Consider the following 20,890-nt stretch of genomic DNA (forward strand, 5'->3'; position numbering starts at 1 on the left):
ACCTATATATGAGACAATACTATCACAGATCTGATAAACAGTACAGGAGGAAACTATGATTAGAAAATATTTGATATGCGGACAGTTAAAACTGTCATATCTTGATAATGAGCAGATTGGAAGACCTGTTATAATCTGCCTTCACGGACTTTTTGGAAATGCCAGATACTATGCAAATATTCTGGAACTAAAGGAGTACCATGTATATAGCCTGGATCAAAGGGGACATGGCTTTAGCAGCCATGCCGGATCAGGAGAGTACACGATTTCCCATTTTTTAAATGACTTTTATTCTTTTATGGATGAAGTGGTGAAAGGCAGCAGCGTAACAGTCGTAGGTCATTCCTTGGGAGGAATCATAGCTTATTACGCAGCAGCCAGACGCCCGGAAATTACGAAATTGATTCTGGAAGATATAGGAGCAGTGGAACAGGATGATTGTTCCTTTGCAAGTAATATTGTCAACCGGGCGATGTCTTTAAAAGCCTTAGGAGACAGCCTGAAGGCATTCCATATCAAGGATCCCTCCTATTTTGTGGAAAGTGCTTTTGAAGATGAGAATGGCTGGGGATTCCGGTTTGATCGGGAACATATACCGGAAGCCCAGAGTCATTTAAATGGGAACCATTGGGAGACTTTCCTGGCAAGCAGCTGCCCAATGATACTTGTTCATGGAAGAAAGTCATGGGTGGTTTCCGATGATCATATTCTTGAAATGGAACAGAAAAGAACAAATACCAGAGCAGTCTTTATTGAAAAAGCTTCCCATGGGGTTAATCTTGAGAAGCCAAATGAATTTTTATTTCATATTATGAGTTTTATAAAAGAGTAAACAAAAGAATATTAAATGCGCACCATCTCACGTGGATGGTGCGTTTTTGGCATTGATTTCTTTACTTCCTGCCGGGAGGACATTGACATTTGTCTGCTGATTCTCTAAAATAACAAGCGGGAAAGGAGTTTTATAGATGAATAATGTATTGCTGAGCGTATTACTGATCGTATCTTCTGCACTGATCGGTAATTTTGTTATTTATGGTCTGGCCAGAAAAAAAACTCCGGGTGTTTACTATTTTTGCCTTTTAATGACTGCTATGATTTTTCATTCCGTAGGATATGCATTTGAACTTCTGTCGGATACTGTGAATGCCATGTATTTCTGGATTAAGATTGAGTATATCGGAGCGGCATTTTATCCATTTCTTATTATGATGTTTACCAGGGAATATGCAGAAGAGAAAAGCTTTGCAAACAGATTTATGGTGACGCTTGTATTCCTGGTTGATGTCATCACGCTAGTGCTTGTATACACCAATAACCATCATTTCCTTTATTACTCTTCGATGGGTGTGGATCATTCGCCTGGATTTCCCGTAATGGCATCGCATAAGGGAGTCTGGTATCAGATTCATATGTTGGTTCTCGGTTTTTCTATCTTATACAGTCTGGCAATTCTGATAATAAAATTGAAAAGTTCCAGTGGCAGTTACAGACGTAAGCTGGTACTTGTTCTGATTGGTGTAACTGCACCTGTAGTCACAATGTTAATTTATCTATTGGGTCCTGGACCTGTTTACCTGGATTTGACCCCGTTCTCTTATTTCATCATGAGCATTTCCATCACTATAGGCCTTTTCAGATATGATATATTGGTTCTGAATCCAATCACGTATGAAATGATATTTCAAAGCATCAATGAAGCAGTTCTTGTAATTGACAGCAATGGATTGCTGATTGGATTTAATAATGTGTCAAAAGAGTTTTTTCCCTCACTTGTGAACTTGAAAATCGGACAGCCTTTTTCTCTTATTGAAGAATTAAAAGATCATAATCTGGACCGTTCTGATCCGGTTCATGAGATTTGCGGAAGAAAATACAGCTTTAAGGCAATTGCAATGAAAGCCCACAGAGTCCATATTTATGTAGCAAGTGATATTACCGAATCGGAAAATGCAAAACAGCAGCTGGAGATTCTGGCTACTACAGATTCCCTGACCGGACTTTATAACCGCAGATTTTTCATGGAACAGGTGAAGCGTTTTGGATTGTACGGTGTGTTTATGATTATGGATCTGGATCATTTTAAAAGAATCAATGATACTTTCGGCCACTTTGAGGGAGACCGGGTTTTAAGAGACTTGAAGGCTGCGGTAAGAAAAGGAGGAGACAGATGAAGATAGGGGTGTTTGCCGATATTCACAGTAATTACCATGGGTTTCGAGCCTGTTATAATGAGGCGGTAAAGAGAGGGGTAAACCAGTTCCTGTTTCTGGGAGACTATGTCAGTGACTGTGCATATCCTGAAAAGACAATGGAACTATTGTACCATATCAGAGACCGATATCCCTGCACCTTCATTCGGGGAAACAGGGAAGATTATCTGTTGAATCACCAGAAAGGGGCAGAAGATGGATGGATTACACCTTCCTCTGCTACGGGAGGTCTTCTATATACCTACGAACATATGACAAAAGAGGATCTGGAATTTTTTGAAGGCATGAGAATATCAGGCAGAATGCAGATGAAAGGTTATCCTGAATTTCAATTTTGCCATGGAACCATGGATAATACAAAAGGTGTGTTTCATCTGGGTAGTGAAAGTGAAAAGGAAGTTCTTGAAAAACTGGATACAGATCTTATCATCTCTGGTCATACCCACAGGCAGGGGATATATAAATACAAAGGCAAAACCCATGTTAATGCAGGATCAGTTGGTGTTCCCTGGGATTATAACGGAGACGCACAGTTTTGTATTCTTCACGGGGAGAATGGGCAGTGGATGGCAGAGCTGATTCAGCTGGATTACGATAAAGCACTGGCAGTAAAAGAGTTGTATGACAGCCATTTGAATGAAAAGGCCAGGATCTGGACGAAGCTGGTTGAGAAAACTCTGCTTACAGGCAGGGATTATTCAAGAGTCTGTCTGACAGCCGCATTGGAAAAGTGGGAGAGAAACGGTGGAAAAGGGTCATGGTACATACTTCCTGAACAGTACTGGGAAGAGGCAGCAGACGAAATGGGATTATGATTATAGAATTATCAGTGAAGGAATTGATGCTATTTATCAATATCTGATTAGAAAAGACAGTATTTGAAAAAGGGCGCTCCGAGTGGAACGCCCCTATTGTTTAACAGGAGACAGTATTTTGAAGGAATTCATCCAGCATAAGTTTTTCCACTCCTGCCAGAACTGCGATACCGATTCCATGAGGATCGTTAAAGCGCCAGCCAAGCTGACGGTAATAGGATCTGCTGTAAGAGCAGTCGGATCCGCGGCATACGCCGTATAAGTCACCTTTCCGGTTAATCACAGTTTTTTTCATACCCGTCCATGCCTTTGTTATAGAAGTCATGCACCGGAGGCGCAGATCCTCTTTTATAATACCCAGCCGGATTCCTCTGGAAAAGGCACAGATGAACATGGATGTTGAAGAGGCCTCATCATAGGTGGCGGGATCATCAAGAATCTGATGCCACATTCCTGTTTCATCCTGTACCTGTAATATGCCTTCTGTCATTTCAAGGAAAAAGGAAGTGACCGCATCGTAATCCGGGTGCTCTTTTGGAAGGATAAGAAGGAGTTCAGAAAGAGCAAGAACCACCCAGCCGTTTCCTCTGCTCCAGGGGATCCGGTTCATCTTTCCATAAGTTAAATCAATAATATGGGACATCAGCTTCTTATCTGTCATAAAAAAGTACTGCCTAAACAGCTTCGCCTGCCTGCAGGCATCAGTAAGATATGCCGCATCCCCGCTGACCTTATAATACCTGCATAAAAACGGTATGCTCATATACATATCATCGATCCACATGGTATTGTTATTCCTGGAAAATACCATATCTTTTTCGCGCCGCTGCCGGTTTCTCATAAAGTCGGCAATCACATCAGCCAGTTTTCTGGCCTCTTTGACAGGCCGGTATTTATATGCTTCTAAAAGGAAGGACCCAAAAGAGCCGCAGTCATCCAGTTCGCTTAGCCAGCAAAGCTGTGTATTTACTCCCGGATAACCAAAAACGGATTTGTCATATACGGAATAATCATACACTGCTGCTGTCATACGTGCATACTCCAGAACGTATTCCTGCCAGTCTTCACGGTTAAGATAACGGGCGGCAGTTAACAGACCATATAAGGTAACTCCGCAGGGGTAGGTCCATTTTCCATATAATTCCTCTTCTGCGAAGATTCTCACAGACGAATCCGGTACATCTGCTTTCCAGAAGCAGGTGCCGTTTATGCCTTCATAGACCTTTTCCATAGACAGTAAGTCAGAGACAGGCGGGATATTACCGTCAAACAGGCCGGTATAAATCCATTGACCTTCGTAACCTTTCACGCCTGCACATAAAGACAGCGCATTGCCGCCAGTCTCCAGCAGGACAGTCAGTCCGGTTTCTTCGTCCGGCTGCTTCTGACAAAGAATAAGAATCGTATGAGCGCCGCCAGAAAGCTTCATTTCCGATTCCCAGGTACCGCCCTGCCATTCCCCTTTTAAAACTCCGTCTATATAAAGGGACGCCTGTGTATCACAGCGGATCACTCCATGTACGGTTTTTGCTTCTTCAAGGTAAAATTGGCTTTTTAGTGCTGCTGTTCCATGACTGGAGGCACCGAAGATACGGGTGATGGGGCAGCAGGACTGTGGCTGTTCATATTCTTCGCAGGGAAACCAGGTTATGCCGTCATAGCAGCCGGAAAGAATTAAGTTTTGACGTTCCAGGTTCCACTGGTCCGGTTGGCTGTAAACAAATCCTGCCTGTCCGTTCCTGGCTGGTATGGGAGAGAGAAAATGAGGAGGTTCCCATTGCGGCTTCGCATTCCGGAGTTTCAGACCAAAGCCGACCTCTGTCTTCTCCGTCACCAGGACGAAATGGTTAAGACCTGGTAACAGGGTGATGGAAAAAAACGCAGAGGTTTTATAACTCTCGTCACCAGGCAGGGAACGAAATACCTCTTCTCCGTTAACATAACATACTACTGGCCCCTGGCAGCGGACCTCAAAGCTTGATGGTGTCTGTTCATGGCTGTAAAGGTCACCTGCCCCATAGCAGATTTCCCCGATTTGCGCCTGAGGAAAGCGGCTGCCAAAATCGAATAAATACCAGCCTTCTGTATCACATAAAATTCCGGAAGTAAAATCCAGTCTGTACTGATAAGGCACCTGTGGATTTTCTCCGATAAAGCGGTTGGCAAGCAGTGCGATTACTTCTTTGTCTCTTTCCCCATAAACCGCGTAAGCACTGTCTTCCTGATTAAAATATTTCATAACTGGTCTCCTTAAGTTTAAGTTTGAGAGTGATAGGAGCCGAAATGGAAAAGATCATTGTGAAAACCGACAGAAAAACCTTTCCATTTATGATATAATTGTAGCGAATGTATAGTTTTTAGTCAAGAAAATAAAACCCACTTCCCTTGAGCACAGGAAAATGATAGTATTAACATACCAATGTACTATGAATGTACATAAAACTGCCAGAAAATTCATTTTTGCAGGTAAGGGAAACATGCTAGAATAATCATATAAGGCACGGACACGTAGCCGTTTCAGGAGAAGGAGCAGAGGCATATGAGAGAACTGATCGATAAATTATATAAAAATCATGACCTGGAAAAGGAAGAGTTCGTTTATTTAATAGAGAATTTTGACAAAGATGCCAGTGAATATCTTTTTTCCCTGGCCCGGACAACCAGCCAGGAGCATTTTCAAAAAGAAGTTTTTATCAGAGGATTGATTGAATTTACCAATTATTGTAAGAATGACTGTTTTTATTGCGGAATCAGAAGAAGCAATCAAAATGTCAGCCGTTACCGCTTAAGCAAAGAGGAGATTCTTTCCTGCTGTAAGAACGGTTATGAGCTGGGATTTCGGACCTTCGTCCTTCAGGGCGGGGAAGATGCAGCATTTACAGATGAAATCATGACCGATATTATTAAAGAAATAAGAGAGGGATACCCGGACTGTGCCATTACCCTTTCCATCGGAGAAAAAAGCTATGAGCAGTATCTGGCATATTTTGAGGCTGGTGCCAACCGGTTCCTTCTGCGCCACGAAACTGCCAGCGAAGAGCATTATAAAAAGCTTCATCCGGAGTCTCTTTCCCTTGAGAACCGTAAGGAATGCTTATGGAATTTAAAAAAGATCGGATATCAGGTGGGAACCGGCTTTATGGTAGGGTCTCCTTACCAGACCCCTGAATGTCTGGCAGAGGATCTTAAGTTTATTAAAGAGCTGTCTCCGCAGATGGTGGGAATCGGACCTTTTATACCCCATAAGGAGACTCCTTTTAAGGATTTTCCCGCCGGCAGCATGGATTTAACCCTGTTTCTGATCGGATTGATCAGACTCATGCTTCCCAATGCCTTAATACCGGCTACCACCGCGCTGGGAACCATTGATCCAAAAGGAAGAGAGAAAGGAATTTTATCCGGTTCCAATGTTCTAATGCCCAATTTATCGCCCATTGGTGTGAGAAAGAAATATGAACTTTATGACAATAAAATCTGTACCGGAGAAGAAGCGGCGGAGTGTAATGTGTGCCTGAGAAACCGGGTTTCTTCCATTGGTTACAACGTGGTAGAAAAGAGAGGCGATTTTGTAGAGATTTAACAAACTTTTCCCCGCAAACGTTGATTTTCTGGACTTATATCACCATAGCGTTTCGATGTTTTGATACATTGACAACTGTTAATATGATATATTCCGAAAATAACCTCATATATGGCATGAATAAAGAAAATAGTCAAATAATTAACAAATTAATGTTGTTGCTTAACAGGAATTTAATCTATATAATAGGTGTCGGTGTAATGACATACCTACTGGAATGAGGAGAGCAACGATGAAAAAAAAGCTATTTTGGATAGCAATCGGCCAGTTTATCTCTGCATGTGCATACTGCCAGATTTTAAACGCCAACAATTTAGTGGCTACCGGACTTGGAGGTCTGGCAACTGTTTTTAACCGCCTGACTGGAGCTAATGTACAGCTGCTTTTAATAATCATGGCACTGCCTATCTTTATCTGGGCATTTTTCAGATACAGCAGAAAACAGATTTTTTATGCAGGGTTCAGCTATTTTATGTTTACTTTTTATGTGGGAATCGTAAATCAGATTCTGCCCCAGCTTCATACAGATCCTATCGCAGCAGCCATCAGCGGCGGCGTTGTGGGAGGAATTGCCGGCGGTATTATTATGAAACAAAGGGTTGCAAACGGACCGGAATCCATTGTGGCATTGTATCTGAAAGAAAAAAGGGGTTTGTCAATCGGATCCTACTATTTAATTCTTAACACGGTAGTAATTGGTTCCTCTATCATATACGGAGATATTACGATGATCATTTATTCCCTGATCTGCACATTTGTCCAGAGTGTGGTGACCGATAAGCTGATCATTGGATTTGAGAAATATTATAATGTTAATATCATGTCAGATCAGTATTTAGAGATTACACAGTTTATCCGCAACGATTTAAACCGGGGAGCAACTTTTATTCAGGGAATGGATACCACCAATGTTAAGAAGAAGATGCTGATTCAGGCAGTGGTAAACCAGCAGGAGTTAATTGCAATTAAAGAGTTTGTAAGATCCTTTCATGATGACAGCTTTATCTGCGCGAATTTAAGCAATAATATTATAGGCAGAGGATTTGATATAGAATAAAGAAAAAACAGAAACTGCCGGCAATTACCAATTGGTATTGCCGGCAGTGTTTTTAATTGGATACCATCTCAATTACATATGCATTGGTTTGGGGAGGAATGCTTGCAGTCTGGAAGCTGGCATGTTTAATCCGGACCATTTCTCCTGGCACTAAATCGGCCAGAGTAACAGGGGTTCCATTCTGGTCTAAGATCTGGGTAGCATTGGTAATGAGAAAACGCATCTGACCCCTTTCATCATTGGGGTTGCCTGTATAAACAAAATGGTTCTCCGGATCAATCCAGACAATCCGGTCTGTGGTTACGACATAGGAGGTGACTTCTAGCATGGCTATAACCCGGTAGGCGTTTGACTGGGGAGGAATACTTCTTGTCATTACAGTAGAAAAAGCCGCATTGACATAGGTTCCTTTTAGAATACTGCATAAACTGATTGTTTCTCCGAATTGATCAATTAGAATGGTGTCCCATCCGATATTTAACTGGACCAGTTCTATATTTACCATATCATTCTCGCCGGCTACGGCATATGAAATAATTAAGTATCCCGTTCTGCTGTTGGAAGTATACATCTCCTCCACAAGGGCATTTTTCACTTCTATAATGCTTCCGTTTATTGTAATCGTTTCTCTTGTGTCCCCGCTTTCTGCCATCATATAGTCAGTCTCCCTTGATTAAAAGATTCTATTTCATTATATGCATGGTGTTATGTTGTATGTAACCGCAAAAAAGAAGACTTTACCACTTTAAAAATGGAAAAAAGATTCATTCAGTTAAATGATGATTTATGATACTATGTAAATATGCATAAAAATATGGAGATGTATTTTAATAAAAGATGAAAAATATACAAAAAAGTATGACGCGGGCAGTGATTGACAGGGGTGAAAAGAATGGACAGGCGAATGAAGCAGATCTTAGATATTTTATCAGACAGAGATTACTGTACAGCAGAGATGCTTGCACAACAGATTCATGCAGGGACAAAAACGGTTCGTAATCTTTTAAAAGAGATCAGTCAGGAGATCGAGCCTTATGGTGCGGGAATCCTATCGAAATACGGAGTTGGTTATTTCCTCAATATTCAGGATCATGAAAAATATGAGGCTTACTGCCGTGAAAGCTGCGCCCGTGGTTTGGAAGAATATTTACCTTCTACTTCAGAAGAACGGGTACAATATTTACTGGAGTACTTAATCAACAGCGAATCCTATGCAAAACTGGAGGAATTAAGCGAAAGCCTTTATATATCCAAACGAACGCTAACGGAAGATCTAAAGGAAGTCGAGCAGTTTTTAAATAAATTTAATATCCGGATTATACGTAAGCCAAACTATGGAATCCGCCTTGAAGGGAAAGAATTTGATACCAGACTCTGTATTGCATCATTTTCCGGAAAGAGACTTCACAAGGGAAATGAAAGCATGGACGAGATTGCTGCCATTGTATCCATGGTTTTAAAGGAAAATGATTTTTTGATTACCGGGGCGGCTTATCAGAATCTGGTTGTCCATCTTTATATCGCCATCAGCAGGATTATGGAAAGCCACTACGTTCCTATGCCGGAAGGGCTTCTTGATAATCCGGAAGAGCGGTATGAATATCATATAGCAAAATCGATAGCAGCAAAGCTGGAAGAACGGTTTCACTTAAGTTTTCCTGAAAATGAGGTTATCTACATTGCCATTCATCTGGCTGGGAAAAAGATGTTTTTGCAGGAAGCAGGTTCAGGAGAAAATGTAATTATTACCCAGGAGATCAGTGATCTTGTAACTGCTATGCTGGAACGGGTATATGATCTGTTTAAATTTGATTTTCGAAGTGATTTAGAATTGAGAATGATCTTAAGCCAGCATCTGGTGCCATTAAGTGTCAGGATCCGTTTTGATATGGATATGAAAAATCCCATGCTGCGTGATGTAAAGGAAAAATTCTGCCTGTCCTATACCATGTCTTGTAATGCAGTCACTGTGCTTAATGAACATTTTAAGGTCTCCTTATCTGAGGATGAGGTGGCTTACTTTGCTTTCGCCTTTGCACTGGCCCTTGAACGGAAGAAAACAGAAATTAAGAAGAAAAATATTATTCTGGTTTGTTCCTCCGGGAGGGGAAGTGCCCAGCTTTTGCAGTACAAATACAAGAATTCCTTTAAGGATTATATCGATGATATCATTGCCTGCGACGTTGGAAGCTTATATAAGATGGACTTTTCCAGATATGACTATATCTTTACCACGGTACCCATCACCCTGTCTGTTCCGCTGCCCATTCTGGAAGTGGAATATTTTCTCGGTGACGAGGATATTGTAAATGTTAAGAAAGCCCTTTGTGCCCAGAAATCGTTTTCTGTCCGGAATTATTATGAACGGGAGTTGTTTCTGCCGCACTTAAAGTTCCGGACAAAAACTGAAGTGCTTCGCTTTATGTGTCAGTTTGTCATTGAAAAGAAGAATCTGCCAGAGGAATTTTATGAATCGGTGCTCAGGCGGGAACGGGTGGCAAAAACAGCCTTTGGCAATCAGGTGGCAATGCCTCATGCTTATAAAGCCATGAGCAGTGAGACCTTTGTCTGTGTGGGAATTCTTGATGAGCCGGTGGAGTGGGGAGATCAGAAAATCCGGGCTGTTTTCCTGGTGTGTATTGCGGACAAGGACCATACCAGCGCAGAGCTGCAGCATTTTTATCAGCTGACTGCATCTTTTCTGTTAAGTCAGAAGCAGATTCAGGAACTGGTAAAAAAGCAGGATTTTGATGCTTTTATTAAGGCTATGGCACAGATGGAAGAAACTCATCCGATGTAATATTTTAGAAAGAAGTGGATTAATAAGATTAATGTTCAGCTTGATGTTAATTAATAAGATAAGATATTGTAATAAAATAAAAATATATTAATAGTGATATTATATTAATTATTAAAAAAATACAAATATATAACATGTCCTTTTTTTTCAATTCTTTACGTTGAGACCAATATGTAGTTAAGTAAGATGCTACATTTCCAACCAGTAACATCATAAATAATTCATAGATAAAAAATGAACAAGCTATTATAGTCTTTTTTCCAATAACCATAAGCAGTAACGTTATGATACTTAATAAAATTACTATTATACTGATTATCCAATATCTTTTGGATTTTTTCATAGATATCCACTTCCTTTACAAAAATAATAAATAGCTAATATTTAATATCTTCTATTATACATTAAAATCACCTGTAATTATTACGAGTATATATGCAACTTTTAATATTATAGAACGAGTACCTCCCGTAAATTATGAACAATAAATATAATAATAGGGTAGCTCTGAAAACTGAACTACCCTAAATATCATTTATTCTTTTTATTTAACACTCTTCACCTGAAAACAGACTGAGTCCATTTGTTTCAATGACTTTCTTATACCAGTAGAAAGATTTCTTCTTCAGTCGTTTATACGTCCCTTTCCCATAATCGTCACAGTCAACATAGATATAGCCATACCGTTTAGACATCTGCTTCGTTGACTCTGAAACCAGATCGATACAACCCCAGGAGGTATAGCCGAGACAATCCACGCCATCCTCCTCAATGGCATCTAAAATCGCCTTCATATGCTCCCGTAAGTAATCAATCCTGTACTGATCATCAATCGTTCCATCTTCTCTCATCACATCTGCAGCTCCCAGCCCGTTCTCTACGATAAACAGAGGCTTACGATAGCGGTCGTAAAGATCCACCATGGAAATCCGCAGTCCTGTAGGATCGATCTGCCAGCCCCAGTCCGAAGCCTTTAAATAAGGATTTTTAACAGCTGTCATGGTATTGCCGGCCGTTACATTTAAATTAGAAGTGTCCTCAGCTGCGCAGGAGGAATTGTAATAGGAGAAGGAAACAAAATCCACAGGATAGGATTTCATGATCTCATCATCCCCGGCCTCTTTTTGAATGGTGATACCATTGTTTTTGAATCTGGAAAGTAAGTAAGCCGGATATTCGCCAAACACCTGGGTATCACTGTAGCAATAAGTCCCCCGCATCATCTGCTGGGCTTTTAATACATCTTCCGGCTTACAGGTGTAGGGATAATAGGTCAGCTTTGTCAGCATACACCCAGCCAAAGAGCCGGGAATCATCTCATGGCAGATTCTGGTTGCATGGGCAGATGCCACAAACTGGTGGTGCATTGCCTGAAAGATCACCTCTTCAAAGTTCTGGCCTGGGAAACGGTCTTCGATTAAGCCGCCGGTCGTATAGGGGTGACGGATCATGGAGTCCACTTCATTGAAAGTCAGCCAGTATTTTACTTTATCCTTATACCGGGTGCAGATGGTTTCCACATATCTGATAAAAAAGCCAATGACCTCTCTGGAGTACCAGCCCTTATAATTTAATACCAGATTGACAGGGGGTTCATAGTGGGACATAGTTACAAGAGGTTCAATCCCATATTTATGAAGCTCATCAAATACATCGTCATAGAATTGAAGTCCCTCTTCATTGGGCATTTCCTCATCCCCGTTTGGGAAAATCCGGGACCAGGCAATGGACATGCGGTAGACCTTAAAGCCCATTTCTGCAAAAAGCTTTATGTCTTCTTTATAATGGTGATAAAAATCCGATCCATGGCGTTTGGGATAATATACCTCATCATCGGTAGCAAGAGCAGCTTCAATATCTTTCGTCGTTATTGCGTTGTGAGCCTTATAATTGGTCACGTCTGTATCAAAATGTGCTCTGGCGCAGTCTGATACGGAAATTCCTTTTCCGCCTTCTTTCCATCCGCCTTCAACCTGGTTGGCAGCAGTTGCACCGCCCCAGAGAAAACCTTCCGGAAATGTCCGTTTGTGATTCATATAATTCCCTCCCCATTCCTTAGCTGTTTTTTATATTCCATGCTATTATAACAGAGCGAAAGATCAACATCAAAGAACACTTTTTCCAAATTAGTAGTGGTGTCTGCTTCTTTGGAGCGAAGAAGAAAATGCCATTATCAAAATGGAAAAACTGAACATGGAGTTTGATAGATAGATGTGATATCATGTCAATACGCATAAGAAAACCGAAAAAATATCGAAAAAAGTGGGGGAGATGCACAAAAATGAGGTGTATGCGTGACGTTAGTAAGTAAATACCGTTAATACGGTGGAGATGGAGGAAAAGATGAAAGACAAATTAATGAATGGCATGCTGTCTGCAGCGGGGGCAATGCAGACGCAAAGACATCTGGCAGCAATTAAGAATGCATTTATGAGCCTTCTGCCAATTATCATTATCGGCTCATTTTGTACACTGTTTTCCAATGTAATCTGCAACACCACACCAGGATATTTCAGCCTTGCCAACATACCTGGTTTAAGCTTCCTTGGAAAGCTGAACCCGATGTTTACGGCAGCTAATTACGGAACCATGAATTTTATTGCTATCGGTTGTGTGATCTTAATTGCCATGGAGCTGGGGGAATATTACGGAATTACTGATAAGGCATTACCAATTGTAGCTCTGGGCGCCTATATCTCTCTCTGTGCTTTTACTGCCAGCGGGAAAGCAGCTGACGGAACCGAAGTTGCAATAACCAATGTTCTTTCCAGAGTGTATACCAACGCACAGGGTCTGTTTGTGGGAATGTTTGCTTCCATAGCTGCTACGGAAATTTACTGCCGGCTGGTAAAGAGCGGAAAGCTGGAAATACATATGCCGGATGCCGTTCCCTCCAATGTGGCAAGGTCCTTTACCATCCTGTTTCCGTCACTCATTACCGTGCTCTTAATTTCAACGGTAGGATTGGTATTTGAAATGGTCACAGGCATGACATTATTTAATGCCATAACTGCATTTATTCAGAGACCGCTGTCTCATATTCTAACCAGCTTCCCCGGGTATATTACCCTGATTTTTATCACCACAGTTTTATGGACTTTTGGTATTCATGGAACCCAGGTGACAAAGGCAGTATATGATCCCATTCTTCTGGCTGCCTTTGCAGAAAATGAGGCCGCTTATGCTGCAGGAACAGCGATTCCCAATATTATCAGTACCCCTTTTATGTCCTGCTTTTCAACCGTTACCGGAGCAGGAATTACAGGAGGACTGATCATTGCAATCATGCTGTTTTCCAAGCGTGCGGACTATAAGGCAATTGCAAAGCTGGCGCTTCCCTGTGCGGTTTTCAACATCAATGAACCGCTGGTCTTTGGTCTTCCTATCGTAATGAATCCGGTACTTGCTATTCCATTTATGATATCACCGGCAGTGTCCGCTACCTTTGCCTACGCCATGACAAAGATCGGCTTCTGCGGAAGATTGGTGGTAAATGCACCGTGGACCACACCACCCGGACTTATGGCGTTTCTTTGCTCCGGCGGTAATATAGGGGCAGCAATAACTCAGATTATCTGTATCCTCCTCGCATTTGTTGTATATATCCCGTTTGTTCTGATAGCAAACAAACAGCAGGTTGTTACAGAAGAATAACAGTTTCAAACAGAATGAGGCGATTATGAGTCTGACAAAAAGAGGAGGAAATTGGAACATGAAGGAAAAGGATGAGCTTCAGGTGACAGACGTATTTTCAAAAGCAAGAATTATTTCATATCTGTGGATTGTATTATGTCCGCCTTATGGACTTTTCCGGGTATGGAATTCTTCATCTGAATTTCGCAGACCGGAAAAATGGGTATGGACCATGATTGCGATCTGCACCCTGTTTACATTTGTGAAACTCATAATCGCTGGTTAGGAGAGAGAGGCAGCATAGTGATGGATATTGAAATGATTGTTATGAAACTTGTAGTAAACGGAGGAAATGCCAGAAGTAGTGCAATTGAGGCACTTCGTGCGGCGAAGACCGGTGACTTTAAGAAGGCAGATGAACTCATGGAGGAGGCAGACAATACACTTAAGGAAGCTCATGAGATACAGACAGAGATGATCCAGAATGAATTAAACGGCAATAAAGTGGATGTCGGACTTCTGATGGTTCACGCACAGGATCATTTAATGAATGCCATGACGGTCATGGATCTATGCAAAGAAATGATTGATATTTTAAGAAAATAAGTTAAAATATTCAGAGAAGGGAAGTTGTAACGATGAGAAATATTGTATTGTTTTGTGCCGCAGGCATGTCAACAAGCCTTTTAGTCAACAAAATGAAGGAAGCAGCTGCTAAGGAAAATTACGAGTGTCAGATTCACGCATATGCACTGGCAAGCGCGAGAGAAAAGGGGCCGGATGCGGATATCATTCTATTGGGACCACAGGTTCGTTTTGGTAAGGGGAAGGTTGAAAAGGAATGCCCCGGAAAAATCGTCGAATGCATTGATATGCAGGCCTATGGAACCATGAATGGAGCAAAGGTTATTGCACAGGTGAAAAAAGCACTTGGAGACTAAAGAATAACGGCAGAAAAGCGTAAGCAGGTACCGGCAGCTGACAGAGGTGAAACATGAATCTGGCTTATATTACAGCAACTAAAATAATCGAAATGTTTATCATTCTGTTAATCGGTGCAGGCGCATACAAGACAGGAATCGCAGATGAAACTACAGGCAGCAGGCTGACTTCTGTTCTGCTTTATATTATCTCTCCCTGTGTCATACTTTTATCTTATCAGATTGATTTTGACAGAGAGAGACTGTATGGTCTGGCAATTACAGCCCTTTTGTCCTTTGTAAGCTTTCTGATTGCAATAGCAGTATCCAGGGGTGCAGTGCCAAAGAACACAGGCTCGGATATGGCAGTGGAACGGATGTCCATTGTTTATTCCAATTGCGGCTTTATTGGTATTCCTCTGATAGACAGTATTCTGGGAAAAGAAGGTGTGTTCTATCTGACCGCCTATCTGACAGTATTTAATATGTTTGTCTGGTCACACGGAATCATGCTGATGAGCGGAAAAGCAGAGAGTATAAAAAAGACTGTGAAAAGCCTGATAAACCCGTCCAATGCAGCAATCATCACAGGAATACTTCTGTTTCTGACAGGAATAAAGCTGCCTGAGATTATACGGGAACCGGTTTCCTTAATCGGCGGAATGAACACACCTGCTGCCATGCTGATCTCAGGAATTAATCTTGCCCAGAGTGATTTCCTGGGGGGATTAAAGAACAGGAGGACTTACATTATCAGCATTTCCAAGCTGATTGTGGTTCCCGCCCTGACCATGATTCTTTTGCTGGCAGCAGGAGTGAATAAGACTATTTCTGTGACGGTCTTAACGGCGGCAGCCTGCCCCAGCGGAGCCATGAGTACCATGTTCGCCCTGCAGTACAAAAAGAACAGCCAGTATGCGTCAAATCTTTTAACAATTACAACTGTACTGTCTTTAATTACCATACCTGCGATTATGGCAGCAGCTGGCGTATTTTTTAAATAAGAGGGGATAGAAATGATTATAATTAATGCACCGTTAAAACAGGAGCTGTTTCAGAAATATGCAGAGGGTGAAGGACTTATTTTTATAAAAAAGTCAGGAATGAAGCTTTTTTTTGATAATCCGGAGGGAGAGGATGGGAAAAAAGCAGAAGCATTAAAAAAGAAGCTGAAAGGAGAGAGGGAACTGGCGGCAATCTATTTTTCAGTTCAGGCTCAGCAGGCTTAGTATAAGAATCGTACTTCATTTATGCCGGGATTCCGGAATAAATGGAGTGCGTTTTTTTTATTGGTATGCTATACTGTTTTTTGTTTCATCCGGAGAATGGTATTATGTTCACTGTATGGAAAATCAGGAATATTCTAGGATGAACAGGTGATTCTATGATGTGGTAATATGGAAAAGACAGGAGGCGGTTTCTAACATGATACCGGATGATATCCGTAATATAGATATAGAAAAGCAGTATCAGATTATAGATTATGACTGGTTGAAGCTGCATTATAAGACCACTGTGGGTATTGTTGTTTTTTCTCTGATAATGGAATGTCTTATGAGCCTGTTTTTTGCCCGGTCAGGTCTGATTCATACAACGATGGAACGCTACATCTTAAAATACATCATAATACCTTCCGGAATTAATCTAACTTGTGTTCTGGCTGAAACCCTGATTATAAATTCAAAAGCATTCACCCAGAAATTGAAAATCTATTGTGTATCCCTGCTGCTGGTTTTAATCACATTTGTCCTGTTTACGGTTCACAGCGGATTTACTGCCACCTATTACATATTTCCAGGGGCGATTATGATGACGATTCTATATGCAGATTACAGGCTTACAGGGGCCACTTCCTTTCTTTGTATCGGAGCGGCTGCATTTTCTGAAATATTCATTAAATGGGGCTCAGATAAGATCACAATTTTTGAAAGCAGCATGAGAATGGGGAATTTTCTGATATCCATGATAATACTGATTGCCTTTTCCGCTGCAAGCATGGTAGTAATCCTGTTTGAACAGAAGAAAAATCTGGCCAGCATCAGGACGGATCTTGAGAGGTATCAGTTAAAGCAGAGCATTCAATTAGATGAGCTGACCGGAATCTATAACCGTAAGGCCCTCGATGAGGCCATGTCTGTCATGGAGATTCAGAAATCATGTGAAGAACATATTCTTGCTGTTGTGGATATTGACAACTTTAAAAGCATTAATGACCAGTTTGGTCATTATATGGGAGATAAATGCTTAATAGAATTTGCCAGGGTTTTAAGGGAACAATCATGTGCCTATACACCTTATCGCTATGGTGGCGATGAATTCTGTCTCCTGTTTCAGAACATGACTATGGAGGAGGCGGTCCAGGTCTGTGAGACGGTCAGGAAGTTAACAGAAGAGATCAGAATAGAGGAGAATAGTGAGATCCTTTTTACTGCCAGCTTCGGTCTGGCGGCTCACTCCAGCCACCTGGATGCAGCCCGGCTGTTTGTTCTGTCCGATTATGCGTTATATGATGCAAAAAGAGTTCGTAACTCCGTAAGAGTATATAAAAAGGGGATGAAGATCTCAGAGTGACTGTGTGATCTTCATTCTTTGATTTTTTGACTTGACATTACAAAATATGTAATGATACAATAAGTGTAACGATAAGGAAGTAAGGAGATAAGCGGAATGGATAAAGTTAAACTGTCTACGAAAAAGGAACTGGAAATTTATATGAATCCGGTGAGGCAGAATCTCCTCCGGATACTGGAGCGTTCTAAGCTGCCCATGACACCGAAGCAGCTCTCACTAAAGCTGGATATCTCTCCATCAAGTGTTCAGCATCATATTAAAAAACTGGAGTCACTTGGGGTCATTAAGCTGGATCACACAGAGGTTATTAATGGAATTACGGCCAGATATTATAGTCCAACCTATGTCAATGTCCAGATTGGTCTGGACCATCCGGATGACACTCACATGCAGAAAGAGATTCTGGTCCAGGAGCAGATTGCAAAAACCTATGATGGCTTTTTAACACAAAAGAAAAAATTTATAGAGCATTATAATGATGAGGATCTGGAATCAAGGTGGGGGTTGGGCGATATTCTGGCAGGAGTCATTCACCTTGAGCCAGAAGAAGGTAAGGAATTATTAAAACTGATTATGGATTTTTTGGATGCACACGCGGTACCTTCTGCTAAGAAGTCTCCGTGGGAATACGCCCTTATTCTTTATAACGCGGAGGAAGATCTTTTTGAGTAAGATAAAACAGCTGATAATTTTCCTTAACTATACTTCTTTGGGAATCCTCTTGCCGGTGTTAAATTTAATTCTTCTGAAAAAGGGAGCAGATCTTAAAACCCTTCCACTCTTAATTGCCAGTTATTCCGCTGCGGTGTTATGCTTTGAGCTGCCCAGCGGAATCTGTGCAGATTTGTATGGACGGAAAACTGTTTTTCTGATATCTGGAGCCTGCCAGTTCTTATCGGTTGTTATGCTTTGTTTTGCACAGAATCTGTTCTGGTTATTTTGCTGCGTTGTACTGAATGGTGTCAGCAGGGCTTTTTCATCCGGCAGTCTGGATGCCTTAATCGTAGACCAGGCGTTGGAAGAACGGGGGGAGGAATGCCTGCCCGATGTGACTGCCCGTATTTCCATCATGGGAGAGTTGGGTCTGGCATTGGGATGTATCCTTGGAGGCTTTTTTTCCTGCTTAGGCGATTCCTATAATGCCAACGTTCTGCTGCGCATTGCATTAACTGTGGTGACCATGGGACTTTGCATATTTGGAATAAAGGAAGCCCCGATATCTGGCAGAGGAAAACAACGCCCGCACTTTGTCAGCCATTTAAAGGGAGGATTTGTTACTGTATTTTCAAAACGGGATTTTCCATTCATACTGTCAGGCATGCTGATCACCGGATTTTTAATTACTCCCATTGAGACATACTGGCAGCCGGTCTATATGAGACTGTCGGATTTAACACAGGGAAGCTGGATGCTGGGAGTACTTTCCTTTGTCGGATTTTTTCTTTCAGCCGCAGGTAATTCTCTCTGCCGCAGGCTGCTCTTAAAATATCCGGGAAGACAGTGGAGAATCTATAGCATCAGCCGTATTTTCGCTGGCAGCGTTTTACTGATTCTGGCTCTTATGAATTCCGCCTGGATATTTGTTATTTTATATGGAGGTATTTATCTGTTTCTTGGAACCGGCAGTGTAGCAGAAAACACGCTGATCAATCAGTATACGCCAGGACCTTTAAGAGCCAGTGTTTTATCAGTCGGATCATTTCTCTTACAGACAGGATCTGTGTTCGGATCTGTTTTCAGCAGCCTGACAGTGGACCGCATTGATGTAACAGGAATCTGGCTTACTTCCGGTGTAGTACTAATCGGATATACCCTTTTAATCACCTTGCTTTTAATGGCACAAAAAAGAAAATAAAGCTATATGTTATTGAATCATTTGAAAACTCCTGATATAAATAAAGGTACAGGCAATGATAAGAAGCTGTTTTTCCGGATTTCCGGACTAACCTGATTCTCATGCCAGAAGAGGTACCGGAATCCGAAATGGCGACCCAGAACTATCCTGGATCGCCATTTTTAGGTTAAAATGAGAGCGGTCCTTTTATATGATTTGGAAATAATTGGATTATTTTCCAACGCTTAAACCGTCATATAATAAAAAATAACATAAGCAAAGGAGTTAACCATGCCAAGAAGAGGAGAAAATATTTATAAACGCAAAGATGGAAGGTGGGAAGGAAGAACTTTAAAGCAGACGGGGAAGTACCAGTACTTCTATTCCAGAAGCTATAAGGGTGTAAAGGAAAAGATGAAGAATTATAAGGATAACCAGGTGAATTACAGAGCTAAGAAATCGGGACAGGCAGAGGAAGGGGCTGTCCTTTTTGAGAACTGGCTTCAGGACGTCTCTGTAAGAGTAAAGCCATCTACCTATGAAAGCTATTACCGGTGCATAAACAAATACGTTATCCCGTTTTTTGAAAAGGAAAAAAAACAGAGAATCACAACGGATTCTGTTTCGCGTTTTGTAAAGGAAATGTATGAGAATGAGGAGCTTGCAGATTCTTCTAAAAAGAAAAACCTGACTATATTTAAAATAGCAGTAAAAGAGATTTTAAAGGGATCTGCGGAATGCTTTGCCATTATGGATCTGATTAAATATCCAAAAACAGATGACAAAGAGGTGGAGGTATTCTCCATGAAAGAACAGCGTCAGATTGAGCAGACCGCTTTTCGTTACGGGGACAGGCGTGCCATGGGAATTCTCCTTTGTTTTTACACCGGCCTTCGTCTGGGGGAATTATGTGCATTAAAATGGGGAGATATTGATATGGAAACAGGAACCTTATTTGTCAGCAGGACCGTTTCCCGGATCCGCCATTTTGACAAAAAAGATCATAAAACCGCATTGTTTGTAGGGGCACCAAAAAGCCGGAAATCTATGAGAAGGATCCCCCTTCCCCAGTTTTTACTGAACATGCCGGTGCTGGCTTCTTATAAAAGCAGAAGCCAGGAGAATTATATTTTTACGGAAACAGATGTTCCCTTCGACCCCAGGTGCTTTCAGAAGCTTTATAAACGACTGTTAAGGGAAGCCTGTGTCAAAGACCGGAAGTTTCATGCCATCCGCCACACCTTTGCCACCCGGGCGCTGGAACTGGGAGTGGATATTAAAACCATCAGCGAGCTTCTGGGACATTCCAGCGTATCCATCACCCTAAATGTCTATGCACATTCCCTGATGGAGCAAAAAAAGGCAGCTATTGAAAAATTCAATGATATGTACCAGCTGAATGCAGATCTGAACGGACCAATAATAAAGGATAATTTTGAAATATTGGAAGATTCCTGGGCCAGATAG

19 protein-coding genes are annotated in these 20,890 nt (G+C 41.5%); 16 read left to right on the forward strand and 3 right to left on the reverse strand.

Annotated elements, in window-relative coordinates; genetic code table 11:
- The first annotated feature begins 55 nt into the window (after positions 1 to 55).
- The 3 genes from CRO04_RS05820 to CRO04_RS05830 all read left to right on the forward strand — a co-directional run bounded on the left by CRO04_RS05820 (position 56) and on the right by CRO04_RS05830 (position 3,028).
- Positions 56 to 832, forward strand: a complete 777-nt coding sequence (locus CRO04_RS05820; protein WP_097003288.1) for an alpha/beta fold hydrolase — start codon at positions 56 to 58, stop codon at positions 830 to 832.
- Positions 833 to 968: 136 nt separating this feature from the next.
- Positions 969 to 2,174, forward strand: a complete 1,206-nt coding sequence (locus CRO04_RS05825; RefSeq protein WP_097003289.1) for a histidine kinase N-terminal 7TM domain-containing protein — start codon at positions 969 to 971, stop codon at positions 2,172 to 2,174.
- On the forward strand, positions 2,171 to 3,028 hold the full coding sequence (locus CRO04_RS05830) for a metallophosphoesterase family protein (protein WP_097003290.1): 858 nt from the start codon (positions 2,171 to 2,173) through the stop codon (positions 3,026 to 3,028). Before CRO04_RS05825 ends, CRO04_RS05830 begins: the two co-directional genes overlap by 4 nt.
- Positions 3,029 to 3,128: 100 nt before the next feature.
- On the opposite strand, the gene CRO04_RS05835 is transcribed toward CRO04_RS05830, so the two are convergent.
- Positions 3,129 to 5,267, reverse strand: coding sequence for a glycoside hydrolase family 88/105 protein (locus CRO04_RS05835; protein ID WP_097003291.1), 2,139 nt, complete (start codon positions 5,265 to 5,267; stop codon positions 3,129 to 3,131).
- Positions 5,268 to 5,567: 300 nt separating this feature from the next.
- Between CRO04_RS05835 and hydE the strand changes: the two genes are divergently transcribed.
- A complete protein-coding gene (gene hydE / locus CRO04_RS05840; protein WP_097003292.1) occupies positions 5,568 to 6,608 on the forward strand; it encodes a [FeFe] hydrogenase H-cluster radical SAM maturase HydE in 1,041 nt (346 codons plus the stop codon).
- Positions 6,609 to 6,840: 232 nt separating this feature from the next.
- Entirely contained in the window at positions 6,841 to 7,665 is an 825-nt protein-coding gene (locus tag CRO04_RS05845) for a YitT family protein (protein WP_166432482.1), read from the forward strand.
- A 52-nt stretch (positions 7,666 to 7,717) separates the two neighbouring features.
- Here CRO04_RS05845 and CRO04_RS05850 read toward each other — a convergent pair whose 3' ends face one another.
- Positions 7,718 to 8,320, reverse strand: a complete 603-nt coding sequence (locus tag CRO04_RS05850; protein WP_097003294.1) for a hypothetical protein — start codon at positions 8,318 to 8,320, stop codon at positions 7,718 to 7,720.
- Between the two features lie 237 nt (positions 8,321 to 8,557).
- Here CRO04_RS05850 and CRO04_RS05855 point away from each other — a divergent pair, with 237 nt between their 5' ends.
- Positions 8,558 to 10,465, forward strand: a complete 1,908-nt coding sequence (locus CRO04_RS05855; protein WP_097003295.1) for a BglG family transcription antiterminator — start codon at positions 8,558 to 8,560, stop codon at positions 10,463 to 10,465.
- 548 nt (positions 10,466 to 11,013) lie between these two features.
- Here the strand turns inward: CRO04_RS05855 and CRO04_RS05865 are convergent.
- Entirely contained in the window at positions 11,014 to 12,501 is a 1,488-nt protein-coding gene (locus CRO04_RS05865; protein WP_097003297.1) for a family 1 glycosylhydrolase, read from the reverse strand.
- 307 nt (positions 12,502 to 12,808) lie between these two features.
- Here CRO04_RS05865 and CRO04_RS05870 point away from each other — a divergent pair, with 307 nt between their 5' ends.
- The 10 genes from CRO04_RS05870 (at position 12,809) to CRO04_RS05915 (ending at position 20,890) form a co-directional block, all read left to right on the forward strand.
- On the forward strand, positions 12,809 to 14,119 hold the full coding sequence (locus CRO04_RS05870) for a PTS sugar transporter subunit IIC (protein WP_097003298.1): 1,311 nt from the start codon (positions 12,809 to 12,811) through the stop codon (positions 14,117 to 14,119).
- A gap of 58 nt (positions 14,120 to 14,177) precedes the next feature.
- Positions 14,178 to 14,384 (forward strand): hypothetical protein, encoded by a 207-nt coding sequence (locus tag CRO04_RS05875; protein ID WP_097003299.1) that lies wholly within the window; start codon positions 14,178 to 14,180, stop codon positions 14,382 to 14,384.
- Between the two features lie 20 nt (positions 14,385 to 14,404).
- Positions 14,405 to 14,704, forward strand: a complete 300-nt coding sequence (locus CRO04_RS05880; protein ID WP_097003300.1) for a PTS lactose/cellobiose transporter subunit IIA — start codon at positions 14,405 to 14,407, stop codon at positions 14,702 to 14,704.
- 32 nt (positions 14,705 to 14,736) lie between these two features.
- Entirely contained in the window at positions 14,737 to 15,039 is a 303-nt protein-coding gene (locus CRO04_RS05885; protein WP_097003301.1) for a PTS sugar transporter subunit IIB, read from the forward strand.
- A 53-nt stretch (positions 15,040 to 15,092) separates the two neighbouring features.
- Entirely contained in the window at positions 15,093 to 16,022 is a 930-nt protein-coding gene (locus CRO04_RS05890) for an AEC family transporter (protein ID WP_097003302.1), read from the forward strand.
- A 12-nt stretch (positions 16,023 to 16,034) separates the two neighbouring features.
- A complete protein-coding gene (locus CRO04_RS05895) occupies positions 16,035 to 16,247 on the forward strand; it encodes a hypothetical protein (RefSeq protein ID WP_097003303.1) in 213 nt (70 codons plus the stop codon).
- Between the two features lie 196 nt (positions 16,248 to 16,443).
- Positions 16,444 to 17,589: a GGDEF domain-containing protein gene (locus CRO04_RS05900; protein ID WP_097003304.1), complete on the forward strand. Its 1,146-nt coding sequence runs from the start codon at positions 16,444 to 16,446 to the stop codon at positions 17,587 to 17,589.
- 96 nt (positions 17,590 to 17,685) lie between these two features.
- Positions 17,686 to 18,261 (forward strand): ArsR/SmtB family transcription factor, encoded by a 576-nt coding sequence (locus CRO04_RS05905; RefSeq protein WP_097003305.1) that lies wholly within the window; start codon positions 17,686 to 17,688, stop codon positions 18,259 to 18,261.
- On the forward strand, positions 18,254 to 19,444 hold the full coding sequence (locus CRO04_RS05910) for an MFS transporter (protein ID WP_166432483.1): 1,191 nt from the start codon (positions 18,254 to 18,256) through the stop codon (positions 19,442 to 19,444). Before CRO04_RS05905 ends, CRO04_RS05910 begins: the two co-directional genes overlap by 8 nt.
- A 270-nt stretch (positions 19,445 to 19,714) precedes the next feature.
- Entirely contained in the window at positions 19,715 to 20,890 is a 1,176-nt protein-coding gene (locus CRO04_RS05915) for a tyrosine-type recombinase/integrase (RefSeq protein WP_097003307.1), read from the forward strand.

It is taken from the genome of Lacrimispora amygdalina (assembly GCF_900205965.1).
Taxonomy (GTDB): Bacteria; Bacillota; Clostridia; order Lachnospirales; family Lachnospiraceae; genus Lacrimispora; species Lacrimispora amygdalina_A.

Coding starts and splice junctions, on each gene's coding strand:
- CRO04_RS05835 (WP_097003291.1), bottom strand. CDS start 5,267: ATGAAATATTTTAATCAGGAAGACAGTGCTTACGCGGTTTATGGGGAA.
- CRO04_RS05895 (WP_097003303.1), top strand. CDS start 16,035: ATGATTATAATTAATGCACCGTTAAAACAGGAGCTGTTTCAGAAATAT.
- CRO04_RS05830 (WP_097003290.1), top strand. CDS start 2,171: ATGAAGATAGGGGTGTTTGCCGATATTCACAGTAATTACCATGGGTTT.
- CRO04_RS05915 (WP_097003307.1), top strand. CDS start 19,715: ATGCCAAGAAGAGGAGAAAATATTTATAAACGCAAAGATGGAAGGTGG.
- CRO04_RS05880 (WP_097003300.1), top strand. CDS start 14,405: ATGGATATTGAAATGATTGTTATGAAACTTGTAGTAAACGGAGGAAAT.
- CRO04_RS05825 (WP_097003289.1), top strand. CDS start 969: ATGAATAATGTATTGCTGAGCGTATTACTGATCGTATCTTCTGCACTG.
- CRO04_RS05850 (WP_097003294.1), bottom strand. CDS start 8,320: ATGATGGCAGAAAGCGGGGACACAAGAGAAACGATTACAATAAACGGA.
- CRO04_RS05865 (WP_097003297.1), bottom strand. CDS start 12,501: ATGAATCACAAACGGACATTTCCGGAAGGTTTTCTCTGGGGCGGTGCA.
- CRO04_RS05905 (WP_097003305.1), top strand. CDS start 17,686: ATGGATAAAGTTAAACTGTCTACGAAAAAGGAACTGGAAATTTATATG.
- CRO04_RS05820 (WP_097003288.1), top strand. CDS start 56: ATGATTAGAAAATATTTGATATGCGGACAGTTAAAACTGTCATATCTT.
- CRO04_RS05875 (WP_097003299.1), top strand. CDS start 14,178: ATGAAGGAAAAGGATGAGCTTCAGGTGACAGACGTATTTTCAAAAGCA.
- CRO04_RS05855 (WP_097003295.1), top strand. CDS start 8,558: ATGGACAGGCGAATGAAGCAGATCTTAGATATTTTATCAGACAGAGAT.
- CRO04_RS05890 (WP_097003302.1), top strand. CDS start 15,093: ATGAATCTGGCTTATATTACAGCAACTAAAATAATCGAAATGTTTATC.
- CRO04_RS05885 (WP_097003301.1), top strand. CDS start 14,737: ATGAGAAATATTGTATTGTTTTGTGCCGCAGGCATGTCAACAAGCCTT.
- hydE (WP_097003292.1), top strand. CDS start 5,568: ATGAGAGAACTGATCGATAAATTATATAAAAATCATGACCTGGAAAAG.
- CRO04_RS05870 (WP_097003298.1), top strand. CDS start 12,809: ATGAAAGACAAATTAATGAATGGCATGCTGTCTGCAGCGGGGGCAATG.
- CRO04_RS05845 (WP_166432482.1), top strand. CDS start 6,841: ATGAAAAAAAAGCTATTTTGGATAGCAATCGGCCAGTTTATCTCTGCA.
- CRO04_RS05900 (WP_097003304.1), top strand. CDS start 16,444: ATGATACCGGATGATATCCGTAATATAGATATAGAAAAGCAGTATCAG.